At 62.1% G+C, this 13,087-nt stretch carries 17 protein-coding genes and 1 pseudogene; 17 read left to right on the top strand and 1 reads right to left on the bottom strand.

Annotated features, from left to right (window positions below; all coding sequences use genetic code 11):
• Together Q7S58_RS14045 and Q7S58_RS14040 are read left to right on the top strand one after the other, a co-directional pair.
• Window positions 1–492, top strand: a pseudogene (locus Q7S58_RS14045) (hypothetical protein); the annotation flags it as partial.
• The gene (locus Q7S58_RS14040; protein WP_304826781.1) at window positions 452–829 is read left to right on the top strand and encodes a hypothetical protein; all 378 of its coding nucleotides are present in this window, start codon (window positions 452–454) and stop codon (window positions 827–829) included. The pseudogene Q7S58_RS14045 and the gene Q7S58_RS14040, both read left to right, overlap by 41 nt.
• A gap of 149 nt (window positions 830–978) precedes the next feature.
• Here Q7S58_RS14040 and Q7S58_RS14035 read toward each other — a convergent pair whose 3' ends face one another.
• A complete protein-coding gene (locus tag Q7S58_RS14035) occupies window positions 979–1,785 on the bottom strand; it encodes an ABC transporter ATP-binding protein (RefSeq protein WP_304826778.1) in 807 nt (268 codons plus the stop codon).
• Window positions 1,786–2,031: 246 nt separating this feature from the next.
• Between Q7S58_RS14035 and Q7S58_RS14030 the strand changes: the two genes are divergently transcribed.
• The 15 genes from Q7S58_RS14030 to Q7S58_RS13965 all read left to right on the top strand — a co-directional run bounded on the left by Q7S58_RS14030 (window position 2,032) and on the right by Q7S58_RS13965 (window position 13,053).
• A complete protein-coding gene (locus Q7S58_RS14030; protein WP_304826775.1) occupies window positions 2,032–3,135 on the top strand; it encodes a phage protease in 1,104 nt (367 codons plus the stop codon).
• A 57-nt stretch (window positions 3,136–3,192) separates the two neighbouring features.
• Window positions 3,193–3,675, top strand: a complete 483-nt coding sequence (locus Q7S58_RS14025) for a hypothetical protein (protein WP_304826772.1) — start codon at window positions 3,193–3,195, stop codon at window positions 3,673–3,675.
• A gap of 39 nt (window positions 3,676–3,714) precedes the next feature.
• Window positions 3,715–4,659 (top strand): Mu-like prophage major head subunit gpT family protein, encoded by a 945-nt coding sequence (locus Q7S58_RS14020; protein ID WP_304826768.1) that lies wholly within the window; start codon window positions 3,715–3,717, stop codon window positions 4,657–4,659.
• Window positions 4,660–4,860: 201 nt separating this feature from the next.
• Window positions 4,861–5,292 (top strand): gp436 family protein, encoded by a 432-nt coding sequence (locus Q7S58_RS14015; protein WP_304826765.1) that lies wholly within the window; start codon window positions 4,861–4,863, stop codon window positions 5,290–5,292.
• A 2-nt stretch (window positions 5,293–5,294) separates the two neighbouring features.
• Complete coding sequence (locus Q7S58_RS14010; protein ID WP_304826762.1) at window positions 5,295–6,116, top strand: Gp37 family protein; 822 nt, start codon at window positions 5,295–5,297, stop codon at window positions 6,114–6,116.
• A gap of 71 nt (window positions 6,117–6,187) precedes the next feature.
• The gene (locus tag Q7S58_RS14005; protein WP_304826759.1) at window positions 6,188–7,726 is read left to right on the top strand and encodes a phage tail sheath subtilisin-like domain-containing protein; all 1,539 of its coding nucleotides are present in this window, start codon (window positions 6,188–6,190) and stop codon (window positions 7,724–7,726) included.
• Window positions 7,727–7,739: 13 nt separating this feature from the next.
• Window positions 7,740–8,258: a phage major tail tube protein gene (locus Q7S58_RS14000; protein WP_304826756.1), complete on the top strand. Its 519-nt coding sequence runs from the start codon at window positions 7,740–7,742 to the stop codon at window positions 8,256–8,258.
• 39 nt (window positions 8,259–8,297) lie between these two features.
• On the top strand, window positions 8,298–8,657 hold the full coding sequence (locus Q7S58_RS13995) for a phage tail assembly protein (protein WP_304826753.1): 360 nt from the start codon (window positions 8,298–8,300) through the stop codon (window positions 8,655–8,657).
• Between the two features lie 160 nt (window positions 8,658–8,817).
• Entirely contained in the window at window positions 8,818–9,099 is a 282-nt protein-coding gene (locus Q7S58_RS13990; RefSeq protein WP_304826750.1) for a hypothetical protein, read from the top strand.
• A gap of 216 nt (window positions 9,100–9,315) precedes the next feature.
• Window positions 9,316–10,119 (top strand): hypothetical protein, encoded by an 804-nt coding sequence (locus Q7S58_RS13985; RefSeq protein ID WP_304826749.1) that lies wholly within the window; start codon window positions 9,316–9,318, stop codon window positions 10,117–10,119.
• Between the two features lie 11 nt (window positions 10,120–10,130).
• The gene (locus tag Q7S58_RS13980; RefSeq protein WP_304826746.1) at window positions 10,131–10,688 is read left to right on the top strand and encodes a phage tail protein; all 558 of its coding nucleotides are present in this window, start codon (window positions 10,131–10,133) and stop codon (window positions 10,686–10,688) included.
• Window positions 10,685–10,924, top strand: a complete 240-nt coding sequence (locus Q7S58_RS22225) for a tail protein X (RefSeq protein WP_370655520.1) — start codon at window positions 10,685–10,687, stop codon at window positions 10,922–10,924. Before Q7S58_RS13980 ends, Q7S58_RS22225 begins: the two co-directional genes overlap by 4 nt.
• Window positions 10,925–11,010: 86 nt before the next feature.
• Entirely contained in the window at window positions 11,011–11,946 is a 936-nt protein-coding gene (locus tag Q7S58_RS13975) for a phage late control D family protein (RefSeq protein WP_304826743.1), read from the top strand.
• 40 nt (window positions 11,947–11,986) lie between these two features.
• On the top strand, window positions 11,987–12,637 hold the full coding sequence (locus Q7S58_RS13970; protein ID WP_304826740.1) for a phage baseplate assembly protein V: 651 nt from the start codon (window positions 11,987–11,989) through the stop codon (window positions 12,635–12,637).
• A 2-nt stretch (window positions 12,638–12,639) separates the two neighbouring features.
• Window positions 12,640–13,053 (top strand): GPW/gp25 family protein, encoded by a 414-nt coding sequence (locus Q7S58_RS13965; RefSeq protein WP_304826737.1) that lies wholly within the window; start codon window positions 12,640–12,642, stop codon window positions 13,051–13,053.
• The last annotated feature ends 34 nt before the right edge of the window (window positions 13,054–13,087 follow it).

The raw sequence follows: 13,087 nt of genomic DNA, 5'->3' as shown, positions 1-13,087 counted from the left end.
GACGAGGAGTGCGTCGAGAACCGCGACAAAGACGCCGAGCGCTACGGGTACTCCAGTGAAGACGGCGACTCGCACTGCGACTCGAACAGCCACCAGGACTGCGACGCGCACGGCAACTCGAACCGCGACAAAGACGCCGAGCGCTACGGGTACTCCAGTGAAGACGGCGACTCGCACCGCGACTCGAACGGCCACCAGGACAGCGACTCGAACAGCGACGAGGACAGCCTCGAGAACCACGACTCGAACCGCGACGAGGACTGCGTCGAGAACCGCGACCCGAACGCCAACGCGGACTGCGACTCGCACGGCGACCAGGACCGCCACTCGGACTGCGACTCGCACGGCGACGCGGACGCCAACTGCCACACCGACGCCGGGGGGACTAGTGGTGCAGACCACTCCGTCGTCGAACTCGGGAGCGCCGGGAACGAAGCTGCCAAATGGCAGCATGAAGCTTACCAACAACAGCGGTCAGCCGGTGCAGGTTAGCTCGCTGGTCGTAGGAATCAGCGACACGGGGCTTTTGTCATCGATCGGACTGAGCGCCGGCGCGACGGCGCCTGCGGGCGGAAGCAGTGCGATGGCTCCGCTCGGGTTTACGGTTCAGCCGAACCTGCCGGGCTCGGCTACGCTGACATTTACGACGCCGCTGCCGATTTCGGCTGGCGGGTTTGGGCAATTCGATTTCAACGCGACTATCTCGATCAGTCCGGGGTTGAGTAAGTCGTCGACTCAGACGGTGACGCAGGTCAATGCGACGGCGGGTGGAAGCCCGGTGCCGGTAGGAGTGCTGCCGACTACCTTGGGGACCGTATCGACTCCGTAAAATCCGGGGGAAATTAAAATCGATGAAGGCGCCAAATCCGAACGGGTTTGGCGCTTTTCATTTTGCAGCGGACAAATCGGAAAAGGCTTGAGAGCGCGCGAGAACGTAGGGAACGATCATCAGCACGAGCAGCGATCTTCGAGAAGAGATTACATCACGAGTTCGGAAGCGGGACGGACGGTGAGGGAATAGCGTCCGCGCTTGTTCGCGAGGCGGACTGGAGCATCGAAGGCAATCGAGAGGTTGCGCGAATTCAGCACGCGGGCGCGCGGACCGGCGGCGAGGACGGAGCCGGACTTCAGGATGATCACGTGCGAGAAGAGGGCGACGATTTCCTCGACATGATGGGTGACGAGTACCATCGTCGGCGCGCTGCGGCGGCGCGCGAGACGGGTGAGGAATTGGAGGAAGCGCTCGCGGGCGACGGGATCGAGGCCGGCGCAGGGTTCGTCGAGGATGAGGAGTTTGGGCGCGGCCATCAGTGCGCGGCCGATCAGCACGCGCTGGCGCTCGCCTTGCGAGAGATGGCGCCACGGGCGATCGCGGAGGGTGATGGCCTCGACGCGGCGCAGGATCGCGAGGCCGTCGCGGCGATCGCGCGGTTTGACGCCGCCCCAATAGCCGATTTGCGCATAGCGTCCGCTGATCACCGCGCGCACGGCTGACTCGTTGTCGTCCATCATCTGGTGCACGCTCGAACTGACGAGGCCGATGCGCTCGCGCAAGACACGCCAATCGAAACGGCCGTAGGTTTCGCCGAGAACGCTGATTTGCCCGGAGGTCGGCGGGAGGTAGCCGGTCAACGCGCGGAGCATCGAGGTCTTGCCGCTGCCGTTGGCGCCGAGGATTGCCCAGTTCTCGCCGCGCCGCACTTGCCAATCGATGCGGTCGAGGATGACGGCGTCGCGCTCGACGTGCAGCGCGCTTAGTTCGATCACGATCCGATCGGATTTCATGCAGGTCCTTTGCGAACGAAGTGGAAGATGCGCATCGGTGTTCGAGGCGATGCGCCGGAATTTGTAACAGGGAGCGGAGAGGGAAGCGAGAGCCGGAGCGAGATCGCTCGCGCGGGACGGCGCACGGAGGCGCCGGAAAAATCACGGCGGAATCCGACTCTACAATTTGTAGAGAATGCCACAAGAGTTCAGGGCTGAACGGTTCAGCCTTATCCAATTTCGCGGTGCGATGCAGAATGCGCCTCGATGGATCACTTCACGACACGCATCGGCGGTGAAGACGAAACGCGGGCGGGCAAACTGATTCCCTCGTTCGTAGTCGATACCGCCGGTGCGCCCGCCTCCGGGAATCCGGAAGGCGGAGCAGGCGCGGCGCCCGAGTGGATCGAGTTGCTGCCGGCGGGGGAGTTTCACGGACGCGACGGACGCGGTCCGTTTCGGCTGGCGGATCCGGGCGAGGTAATCGAATCGACCGTGGCGCTCGGAATGAAGGCAGGACTGCCGATCGACTACGATCACGCGACTGACTTCGCGGCGCCCGAGGGACGGCCGGCGCCGGCGGCGGGCTGGATACGCGAGCTCCACGCGCGCGCGGGAGCAATCTGGGGGCGGGTCGAGTGGACGGCGCGGGCGGCGGCGGCGATCGTGGCGCGCGAGTATCGGTACATCTCGCCGGTTTTTCAATTCGATCCGAGCGACGGGCGCGTGACGAGGCTGCTGCGGGCCGGACTGACGAACAATCCAAATCTGCATCTGACAGCGATCGCGGCGGCAAAGATCGCGGCTGCGAATCCGAAGGACGAAGCAATGCAAAACGAATTTGTGAAAGAGCTGTGCGAGGCGCTGGGGCTCGGATGCGAAGCGCAGGCCGATCAGATTATCGCGGCGGTGAAGGAGAAGTGCGCGGCGGCAGCGCGAATCGAGGCGGCGATGAGCGCCGGCGTTCCCGATCCGGCGCGATACGTGGCGGTCGCGGAATTCGAGCGGGCGCTGACGGAACTGAACGTGCTCAAGGCTGAGCGCGCTCGGGAGCAGGCGTCGCAGGTGGTGGAAGAGGCGATTCGGGCGGGCAAGCTCTCGCCGGCGCAGCGCGAATGGGCGATCGCCTACTGCGCGGCCGATGGCAAGGGATTCGAGGCGTTCGCGGCGAAGCAGCCGCAAATCCTGGGGCGGGAGCCGGCGCTGGGTCGCGTCGCGGGAGCGGAGAAGCGCGCGAGCAATCTGGGCGCGGCGGAGATCGCGATCTGCGCGCAACTCGGGCTGAAGCATTCGGACTACCTGATGCGAAAGAGCGGGCGCGCGGATTTTCTGAGCCTCGAGCGCGGCGACCTGCAGACCGAGCACGACTAACTCGCGTAGGGCGCGGCCGGCGCGGCCGCGAGCACGCATCGACGAGGGTGAAACAAGATGGCGGCTTTAACCAATTCGCGAAACACGCCCGAGATGGCCGATGGCGGCCGAATCCGGGTGTATCCGGTGGAAGCGAACACCAACATTTACCTGGGCGCGATGGTGGCGCTGAATGCCGCGGGCAACGCGGCGCCGGCGTCGGCGACGACGACCACGGCCAACGCGCAGAAGGTGATCGGGCGCGCCGAGCGGATGCATCACGGCACGCCGGGACAGAATGCAATCAACAATCCGGGCGCGGCAGGGGCGATTTCGATCGTGGCGCGCAAGGGCGTGTTCATGTTCGCCAATGACGGAACGATCGGAGCGGCGCAGGTCGGGCTCGCGTGCTTCGCGGTGGACGACAACACGGTCGGGGCGGCGGATCGGGCGTCGGGCGCGTCGGTGCAGCAGTACGCGGCGGCGGGCCAGGTGGTGGCGATCGACAGCAGCGGGCAGGTGTGGGTCGATTTTTGGCATCAGGCGACCAGCGCCGCGTAAACGATCGCGAAGCAATCCGCGAGGACGAGGAAGAAAGAGATGGAAATCAGCGCAGCAAACCTGACCGCATTGTTCACCGGCTACGACGTCGTGTTCCAGCGCGGGTTCGACAAGCCGCCGTCGTACTACGAGCAGATCTCGAGCGTGGTGCGATCGGGATCGCGCCAGACGACGTATCCGTGGCTTGGGCGGACAACGAAATTCCGCGAGTGGCTGGGCGATCGCGTCGTGCAGGCGCTGGAGACGCACTCGTACACGATCGTGAACAAGAACTTCGAAGACACGGTCTCGATCGATCGCAACGATATCGAAGACGACTCGTACGGGGTGTACGAGCCGATCATCGAGCAGCTCGGGTGGGACACGAAGGTGCATCCGGACATGCTGCTGTTCACGATGATCAAGGACGCGGTGACGAATCCGTCGAACGTGGTGGGCTTCGACGGGCAGGCGTTTTTCTCTGCGACGCATCCGGTGGGACTGATGGGGCAGGCGGGCGCGAGCGCGTCGAACATCAACAGTTCGGGGTCGGGTCCGTACTGGTTCGTGATCGACGCAGCGCGGGCGATCCGGCCGTTCATCTTCCAGCTCCGGCGCGAATACGCAGTGACGCGGATGAGCGCGGTGACGGACGAGGCGGTGTTCAACCGCCGCGAATTCCGGTACGGCGTCGACGGCCGCGCGAACACCGGCGTCGGGCTCTGGCAGCTCGCGTACGCGAGCAACACGGACCTCAGCAATCCTGCGAACTACGGGGCGGCGCGCTCGGCGATGAGGTCATTCAAGACCGACGCGGGGCAGCCGTTCGGCGCGTTGTCGAGCCGCAAGGGCGCATATCTCCTGGTGCCGACCGCACTCGAGGAAGTGGCGCGCCAGTTGCTGCACGCGGAAATCACCGCCGGGGTCGGAGCGAGCGCGAGCGTAGCGACCTCGAACGTGTGGCGCGACAGCGCCGACCTGATAGTCAGTGAGTATCTCTCCTGATTAGTCATTCGCTATTCGGCGAAATACCCAATGAGAATGCAACACTCCCCAGGCCGGAAGATCGCAGGTGCTTCCTCCTGCCTGCGATGCCGGAGCGCGCGTGCATCTCTCCGCGGGCGAAGCCCTTCATCGGCGCCCGCGGAGAGACCTTAAGGGCCTGCAAGTGAGCGGAACCGGCGAACGCGGCCAAGGATTGAAGAAATGAGTTACGCGACAGTCCAGGACATGATCAGCCGGTATCCGAATCGCGATTTGGTGCAGCTGACCAATGAAGATCCAAGCTCGAGCACGATTCAGCAGGAGCCGATTCTGCAAGCGCTGAACGACGCGTCGGCGGAGATCGACGGATATATCGAAGGGCGGTTCGCGCTTCCGATTGCGGACTCACCGGCCGTGTTGAGCCGCCTCGCCACGGATATCGCGATGTATCGCCTGCAGTCGCTCAGGCCGCTGCACGATCTGGCAGATGCGCGAAAACGATATGAGGACGCGATCGCGCTGCTCGGCAAGGTTGCGGCCGGCGAGCTGACGTTGGGGCTCGGAGCGGACGGCAGTGAACCCGCGGCGGCTTCAGACGAAATCGGGCGTGGGCCCGGTCGAATATTCAATCGCAAAACGTTGAAGGGCTACTAGGAATGGGCGCGATGATTGACGGGCCATGGGCGGGCGAAGCGTTTGCGCCGCCGACTCCGACCGACGTCGGTACGATCGAAGCAGCAATCGTCGCGCGATTGCGCTCGCAGATTCAGTCGATCGAGGTCGTGCACTATCCCGACCGGCCCGAGACCTGGCGGATGACGCATCGGGTCGGCAGTGCGCTGGTGATTTACCGGGGCGCGACGTACGGGAAGCAACTCGACACGGCGGCGGTGATCCAGGAACGGACGCTCGAGTTCGAGGTGGCGCTGATGATGCGCGATCTCGGATGGAGCGTGGGCAGCGAGGCGTCGGGGCCGAGTCCGGGCGCCTACGCGATTATCGAAGCGGTGCGAGGAGCGCTGACGGGGTACGCAATCGCGGGCTGCCGCAAGATGCATCCGATCCGCGAGAAATTCGTGGAGCGGGAAAAGCAGGGCGGAGTCTGGATCTACGCGCTGACGTTCGCGGTGGCGACGCTCGCGCTGGAGCGATCGGAAGCGGAGGAGTTCCCGGCATTCATCAGAGGGATTGCGCTGGAGAAAGGCGGAATCACCGCGATCGAGGTGGCGGCGGCGCCGTACACATTCGATGGCGAGGGAAAAATTCATCTTCCGCATCAGAATGTCCTTGATTTGAGAATCAGCGACGAAACGAATGCGCAATTGATCGAGGGCACGGACTACGAATCGGATCGAGCAGACGGAATCGTTACGGTCATTGCGGGCGGCGCGGCTGCTGCGGAGGATACGGTGGAAATCGCGTATTCGTACGGAGAGCGGGGAATCGTGGAATCGGGCGATAGCCAGCCAATCAACTAGAAGCGTTAGAAAGCAATAGTCAGTCGCGCCGCGCGAATAGCCAGTCGGCTCAACCAGGTAACAGGTGATACATGCCAGCGAGTTTTTTGCACGGTATTGAAGTAATCGAAGTGCCTAATGGGCCGGTGCCAGTAACGGTGGTCAAGTCAGCCGTGATCGGGCTGGTCGGCACCGCGCCCGAATGGGCAGTGGCATCGCAGCCAGGGATTCCGGCGCCGAACCAGCCGACGCTGGTTTCGTCGGCGATCGACGCGGCCAAGTTCGGGCCGCTGACGCGCGGCTACACGATTCCCTACGCGCTGGCGGCGATCCAGGGGCAAGGCGCGGGGCAGGTGATCGTGGTGAACGTATTCGATCCGGCGGTGCATTTCACCTCAATCGGAGCGACTGCATTCACATTCAACACGCAAGGCGTGATTAATCTCGGCCACATGGGCGTGTCGAATGTAGTAGTCACAAGTTCACCGGCGGGTACTACTTACTCGGAGGGAACTGACTATACGGTCGATGCCATCAACGGCATTATCAAGATGGTCGCAAGCGAGTCGGGCGGAAGTATCGCGCCGGGCGCGACGGTACTGGTCTCGTTTCGGTACGCAGATCCTTCGAAGGTGACGGACTCGGACGTGATCGGCTCGGTGACGGGCGGCGTTTATAGCGGCTTGCAGGCGCTGCAGACGACGTACGGCACGCTGGGATTTTTTGCGAAGATACTGATCGCGCCGAGATTCTCGCAAAGCGCGGATGTGGCGACGCCGATGAGCACGCTGGCGGACAAGATCCGCGCGATGGCGCTGATCGATTCGCCGGCATCGACCTCGGTGGCGGCGGCGATCGCGAATCGGAACGACAGTCAAAACGCATTCGGATCGTCGAGCAAGCGGGCGATGCTGTGCTTCCCGCAGGAGACGTTCTTCGACGCTGGGATCGTTCCGACGGGAGTGACGCTCGACTCGTCGGGGGCGCCGGTGATCGCGAAACTCAATGCGAACGCGGTCGGCCCCTATTCGCAATGGGTGGCGGGCGGAATGGCGGCGCGGGACCTGGCCAAAGGATATTGGTGGTCGCCGTCGAACACGCCGGTGGCGGGAATTCTCGGTCCCGACATCCAGCTCTACGCGTCGATCCTGGATCCGGCGTCGGACGTGAATAGCCTGAACGCGGCCGGGATCGTGACGGTGTTCAATGCGTTCGCGACGGGGCTGCGGGTGTGGGGAAATCGCAGCGCGGCGTATCCGTCGGCGGCGGCGGCGGACAATTTCATTTCGGTGCGGCGGACGATGGACGTGATCGAGGAGTCGGTCGAACTGGCGATGCTGGAGTTTATCGATCAGCCGATCTCGAATGCGTTGATCGATGCGATCCTGGCGAGCGTGAACGCGTTCATCCGGTCATTGATTCAGCGCGGTGCACTGGCGGCGGGTGCGGCGAGTTTCGATCCGGCCGAGAATCCGCCGGCGCAAATAGCGGCAGGCCAACTGACCTTCGATATCGACGTGATGCCGCCGCCGCCGGCGGAGCGAATCACGTTCAAAGCCTTTATCGACGTGACGCTGCTCGAGCATCTCGGTCAAACGAGCCCAATCACCGTGGACGCAGGAGTGCTCTGACAGGAATAGCCAAATGAATATCCAGATCAATTCACTGACTAATGCAAATATATATATCGACGGAGTCGGGCTGCTGGGACGAGCCGAAGAGATCGAGATAGCGCATCCCAAGCACAAGATGATCGACTACAAGGGGCTCGGCATGGCGGGAACCGCCGAGCTGTGGGCGGGCGTCGAGAAGCTGGAATCGCGCATCAAGTGGTCGTCCTTCGATGCGGAGACGCTGGCGATGTCGGCGAGTCCCTTCAAGACGCATCTGTTCCAGGCGCGCGGGAACCTGGAGCAGTACACCAGCCAGGGGCGCAGCGCCGAACTCGCGGTGGTGTACATGATGACGGGAGTCTTCAAAGATGCGGGCAGTCCGACCTTTCGGCAGCATCACATGGTCGAGACGACGTCAGTAGTCAGTATCTATCACTGCGAACTATTCGTCGGCGGCGTGCAAATATACTTGTACGACGTGTTCGCCAACATCTACGTAGTCGGCGGCGTCGATCAGTTGTCGAATTTTCGATCGCATGTCGGAGGCTGAGGCAAAATCGGCCGGGCTGAATAGCGGGAGCGGACGACGATGACGGAAGACCTTAAGGTGAATGGCGTGCGAGTCAAAGATCCGGAGCAGGATCAGGAAAGCAGCCGGGCGATCGAACTTCCTTCCGGCGCGCGGGCGGAAGTGCGCAAGGGGCTGGGACGCGATCTGATGCGGGCGCAGCGGGTGGCTGCGGGAGGCGATGCGAGCGCAGTGGTGTTCGCGCTGATCGCGGAATTGGCGCGGGTGGACGGGCGAAAAGTGGTGTACGAAGACGTGCTCGAGATGGACCTCGCCGATGTGCTGGCGCTGCAGGCGGAGGTAGTCGGCGAAAATTTCGAGCGCCCTCCGCAGCGAGCTTCGCAGGACTCGTTCGATCCGGATTCACGGTCCGGGAACTGAGCGAGATGGATTTTGCGGAGTTGTCGTACTGGCTCGATGCGATGGCTGAGTACGAACGCGCCGGCATCGAACGCGGCGGAGGGCATCAATAGTCAGTTCTTCAAACTGACTATTAGATTTGAGTGCAAATGGCTAGTCGAGAACGGTGAGTAAAATGGGAATGAGGCTATTCATAGGAAATCTCGGATTTGCCCTGGGCGACAGCGACCTGCACGAGGCTTTTGCCGAGGCGGGCGCCGTAGTGCGGGCAGAAATCGTGCGCGATCGGCTGGACGGGCGCTCGCGAGGTTTCGGGTTTGTCGAGATGGCGACCGAGGAAGCTGCGAACGCGGCTCTCAGCCTGTTGAACGGCAAGGAACTGGCGGGCCGGCCGATGCGGGTGGAGGTCGCGACTTCGCAACGGCGTCCTTTCGATCGAGCAGGATTCGAGGCGCGGCACTAGGCAACAGGATTTCGGGAGCTGAACAGCAGATCACAAATGCCGCGACGAACAAGCATGAATGAGAATCCGCGAAGGGCGGGCTCGATACGCGCGCTCGGTGAGGTGCAACGACTCGGCGAACTTTTGCGCGCAGGCATTTCAGTGGTTAGCGCGAGCAGGAAGATCGCGGAGGTGGGGAGCGCGCACGGATCTGATTCGCCGCGCGGAGCGGCTGGAATGGACCCGGATCAAACTGATGGTGGCGTGTCGAATCTTCCCGGCGCAGATGTCGCGGCGAGATTCGCGGCCAGTATCGCCGCGATGAACGGTGCGATCGATCTGTTCGGGCAGCGACAAGCGGTGATGCCGAAGGAGCTGAGCTGGAGACGTGCCTGGATGGCAGCGGAAAGTATCCGCAACGTCGAGCGGATCGAAGAAGGCATCGCGGTGGGAGACGGACTTGGGCAGAGCGCGGCCGCATCGAGAGCCATGCCGAAGTCGGAAATCGCCGCGGCGGGACAATCGGGGGGCAACGCGGCGCGAATCGGAAAGCAAACGGGAATGGCGGAATCGATAGCGCGTGGAAGTGATCGAATAGCCGACGTGGCTCATTTGCTGCGGAGCACCTCGATGAAGGCGGCGATGGTTAGCGGGTGGGCGAATCGTGAATCGGGTCTCAGCGGAGGGCGTGCGTATGCAGCGGCGGAGGATCGATCGGGCGGGCGAGTGGCAATCGGACGGGTTGGCGAACCCACGGCGCTGTTCGATACGGCGGCGGCAGTTGCAGCGAAAGCGATCGTCGCGGCGCCACGAATCAACCGGGCGGAATTCGCGGAGCCAGCCCGCGGGCGGCAGTCGCGAACTTCAGGAGAACCCTCGCCAGGTATTTCAATTCACTCGGCGCCGACAGTGATCATTCACAACGGCGGCGATCGAGGCGACATCGAACACCTGGTGGCAAGCGCGCTCAGAAAGCATCGCGAGCAACTATTCGACGAACTGCAGCAGGAAGCCGGACGCCGCGAGCGCACCGAGTACTGAAGGAGCATCGAGTGTTCGCAGTTTTGGGAGACATTTTGTTTGAAGTGATCGGATCGCCGGAGACGTTCGAGTCGATGCGCGAGTACGATTTCGCGGAGCATCGCGTGCTGGAAGGCCGGCCGCGGCTGCAATGGCTGGGAAACGGGCTGGAGCGGCTGAAGCTGGAGATAATGCTGCATTCGTCATTCACCGATCCGAGCGCACAATTGTCATTGCTGAGATCGACCGCCGCGGCGCATCGCGCGTTACCGTTGGTGTTCGGCAACGGAGGGTTTCGGGGCTTCTTCGTGATTCACTCGATGGCATTTCGAACGCATCAATCAAGCGCGTTGGGGACGCCGATAGCGATCAACGTGACGCTGTCGCTGAAGGAGTGGGTCACGACGGACGGACCAGAAATCCTTGCCGCGCCGGCGCCGTTGATCGCGCCGGCGGAGAATTCAAAGTCGGCGGGAGCGGAGGGAGTTTCGGCATTGCTGCAACTTCGAGCGGCGAGCGGCGCGACAGGCCCGGCGCTGCAAGCCGGTGATGTAGCGGTGAACGCGATAGTACGGAGCGCCGCGCGATGACTAATCAAGCGGGGTTCGTCGTTCATGTAACTACTCAAGGCGAACGATGGGACCTGCTCGCGTATAGATACTACGGAATAGCCACACTATACGCGCCAATAATAAGAGCGAATCCAAAAGTAGTAATCGAACCAGTATTTGAAGCGGGCATCACGATCGACGTGCCTATATTACCCGAGAGTACCGTAGTCAGCGCCGATCTGCCGCCGTGGAGATCGAAGACTGCTTCTGCGTAATGGCTATAGACATCGAATCTGAGGTTCGCTCGCCAGAGTGGGTACTCACTTACAATGGAGTCGAGATAACAACTGAGACTTCTCAGATGATACTGGCGATTAGCTATAGCGACAGGCTGAGTGCAGCTTCCGGAGAGGTCGAGATCCAGGTCGAGGATCATCAGCAGCGCTGGCAAGGGTCGTGGTATCCGGTTCTGGGCGATCAGATGAACGTACAGATTGGCTATCGCGGCGAGCAGCTATTCAATTGCGGGGACTTTCAACTGGACGAACTGGAGCTTGATGGACCGCCGGACACGATGCGGCTGCGCGGCCTGGCGTCGTATATCACGCCGGCGATGCGGACGCGGAACAGCGCCGGGTACGAGAAGCAGACAGTGACGGAAATCGCGAGAGGCATCGCGGCGAAGTACGATCTCGAATTTATCGCGGCGGCAGAGAGCGAGGAAGGTGGAATCGGGTTTGAGCGAATTACGCAGCGGCTCGAGACCGATCTTGAATTTCTGAAGCGCCTGGCAATCGAGCACGGTTACGATTTCACGGTTCGAGGTTCGCAACTCATTTTCTACTCTTGCGCGGCGTTGAAGGCGATCCCGGCCGCGGTGACGATGTCGCGTGCGGATGCGATCGGATTTTCGTTCAAGAACCGGACTCGGCGAATTTACGGCGGCGCGCAGGTTTCATACTTCGATCCCGCGACGAAGCAATTGATCGCGGGGACGGCCTCTGCGACGCACGCGGCGCCGGGTGCAGACATTCTTAAGATCGTGAGGCGGTGCGAAAACGGGGTTCAGGCGTCGGCGAAGGCGCTCGCCGCGCTCGAATTGCACAACGCGGAATCGATCGAGATGCGAATCGAGGGTCCAGGGAATACAAAGCTGGTAGCGGGGAGCAATGTACTAGTCGAGGGTTGGAAAGCGCTGGACGGCATTTATCAAATTGAGACTGCGCATCATCGAATCGATCGAGCGAGTGGCTATACGACATCAATTGCCGCGAACAGAATCGGAAATGCGAAATGAGTAATCCAGTTAGTCTCGAAACAGGACTCAGATACACACGATGAAAGATTTAGCGGCCTATGCCGGTCCGTCGTACTCGAGGCTTCCGGCGTTTCGAGTTGGTATTGTGCGTGAGCAGGATCCTGCGCTGGCAAAGGTGCGAGTAGTATTTCCGGATTACGACAACGTCATCTCGTGGTGGCTGCCGGTCGTGTTCGCGAAGACCAAAAATGACAAGAGCTACTGGCTGCCGGATGTCGGCGAGCAGGTGGTCTGCCTGATGGATGTTCGCGACGAAGACGGCGCGGTGCTGGGCGCGATCTATTCGAGCGAGGACCCGCCGCCGGCGAGCAGTGCCGACGTCGTGCGCTTCGGGTTTCGAGACGGCACCAGCGTCGAGTATGACCGCGGCGCGCATCTGCTCGAGTTTCAGTTCAACGACGGCGCCGAGATTAAGTATGACGGCGGCAATCATTCGATGTCGATCAATCTGCCCGAGGGGGCGAACTTTCAACTGACGTCGAGCGGGGCACAAATCGAAATCGATACCGGCGGCAATGTGACTATCAGGGGCGCGGGGCAGGTTCAGCTTGGCAGCGGCGAAGTCGCCGGCGTTGCGCGACTGGGGGATTTGGTCCAGGTGCAGGACAGCGACGGCGGCACGCTAGTCGGAAGAATCGTGACGGCCAGCAGCGATGTGGTGGCGGGCTGACGATGGCGGTCGGCGCAATCTCGCTGGAAGATATCCGGTCGGCGGACTGGTCGCTCAAGCTCGATGCGATTGGCGAGGTGGTTGAAGGAATCGACGACGTGAAGCAGTGCCTGGGGATAATCGCGACGACGCCGCAGGGCACCGATCCGCTGAGGCCGACATTCGGCTCAAACATCTGGCGTTACCTCGATCATCCGATCGATCGGGCGTTGCCGGCGATCGTGAGCGAACTGACGACGGCAATCGCGCGGTGGGAGCCGCGAGTGACGCTGGTATCAGTGACGGCGCAGCCGATCAACGACGGAGCAGGTCAGTCGGGTGCGCATATCGACGTCACGCTGAACTGGCAGCTTCGACTAGGTAATGCGTCGGCGCCGCTGCAAAGCACGACGATTACGGTAGTCGGAGCGGCGTAGCGCAAGGCCGCATCGGAGATGCGGAAAGGATAAT

The sequence above is a fragment of the Candidatus Binatus sp. genome (assembly GCF_030646925.1).
GTDB lineage: Bacteria > Desulfobacterota > Binatia > Binatales > Binataceae > Binatus.
Note: the sequence above shows the minus strand (reverse complement) of the source record. Positions and strands in the feature narration are given on the sequence as shown.

What these genes read in the sequence shown, in the direction of transcription:
- Q7S58_RS14040 (WP_304826781.1), top strand. Translation starts at nt 452, where the DNA reads ATGAAGCTTACCAACAACAGCGGTCAGCCGGTGCAGGTTAGCTCGCTG.
- Q7S58_RS14035 (WP_304826778.1), bottom strand. Translation starts at nt 1,785, where the DNA reads ATGAAATCCGATCGGATCGTGATCGAACTAAGCGCGCTGCACGTCGAG.
- Q7S58_RS14030 (WP_304826775.1), top strand. Translation starts at nt 2,032, where the DNA reads ATGGATCACTTCACGACACGCATCGGCGGTGAAGACGAAACGCGGGCG.
- Q7S58_RS14025 (WP_304826772.1), top strand. Translation starts at nt 3,193, where the DNA reads ATGGCGGCTTTAACCAATTCGCGAAACACGCCCGAGATGGCCGATGGC.
- Q7S58_RS14020 (WP_304826768.1), top strand. Translation starts at nt 3,715, where the DNA reads ATGGAAATCAGCGCAGCAAACCTGACCGCATTGTTCACCGGCTACGAC.
- Q7S58_RS14015 (WP_304826765.1), top strand. Translation starts at nt 4,861, where the DNA reads ATGAGTTACGCGACAGTCCAGGACATGATCAGCCGGTATCCGAATCGC.
- Q7S58_RS14010 (WP_304826762.1), top strand. Translation starts at nt 5,295, where the DNA reads ATGGGCGCGATGATTGACGGGCCATGGGCGGGCGAAGCGTTTGCGCCG.
- Q7S58_RS14005 (WP_304826759.1), top strand. Translation starts at nt 6,188, where the DNA reads ATGCCAGCGAGTTTTTTGCACGGTATTGAAGTAATCGAAGTGCCTAAT.
- Q7S58_RS14000 (WP_304826756.1), top strand. Translation starts at nt 7,740, where the DNA reads ATGAATATCCAGATCAATTCACTGACTAATGCAAATATATATATCGAC.
- Q7S58_RS13995 (WP_304826753.1), top strand. Translation starts at nt 8,298, where the DNA reads ATGACGGAAGACCTTAAGGTGAATGGCGTGCGAGTCAAAGATCCGGAG.
- Q7S58_RS13990 (WP_304826750.1), top strand. Translation starts at nt 8,818, where the DNA reads ATGAGGCTATTCATAGGAAATCTCGGATTTGCCCTGGGCGACAGCGAC.
- Q7S58_RS13985 (WP_304826749.1), top strand. Translation starts at nt 9,316, where the DNA reads ATGGACCCGGATCAAACTGATGGTGGCGTGTCGAATCTTCCCGGCGCA.
- Q7S58_RS22225 (WP_370655520.1), top strand. Translation starts at nt 10,685, where the DNA reads ATGACTAATCAAGCGGGGTTCGTCGTTCATGTAACTACTCAAGGCGAA.
- Q7S58_RS13975 (WP_304826743.1), top strand. Translation starts at nt 11,011, where the DNA reads ATGATACTGGCGATTAGCTATAGCGACAGGCTGAGTGCAGCTTCCGGA.
- Q7S58_RS13970 (WP_304826740.1), top strand. Translation starts at nt 11,987, where the DNA reads ATGAAAGATTTAGCGGCCTATGCCGGTCCGTCGTACTCGAGGCTTCCG.
- Q7S58_RS13965 (WP_304826737.1), top strand. Translation starts at nt 12,640, where the DNA reads ATGGCGGTCGGCGCAATCTCGCTGGAAGATATCCGGTCGGCGGACTGG.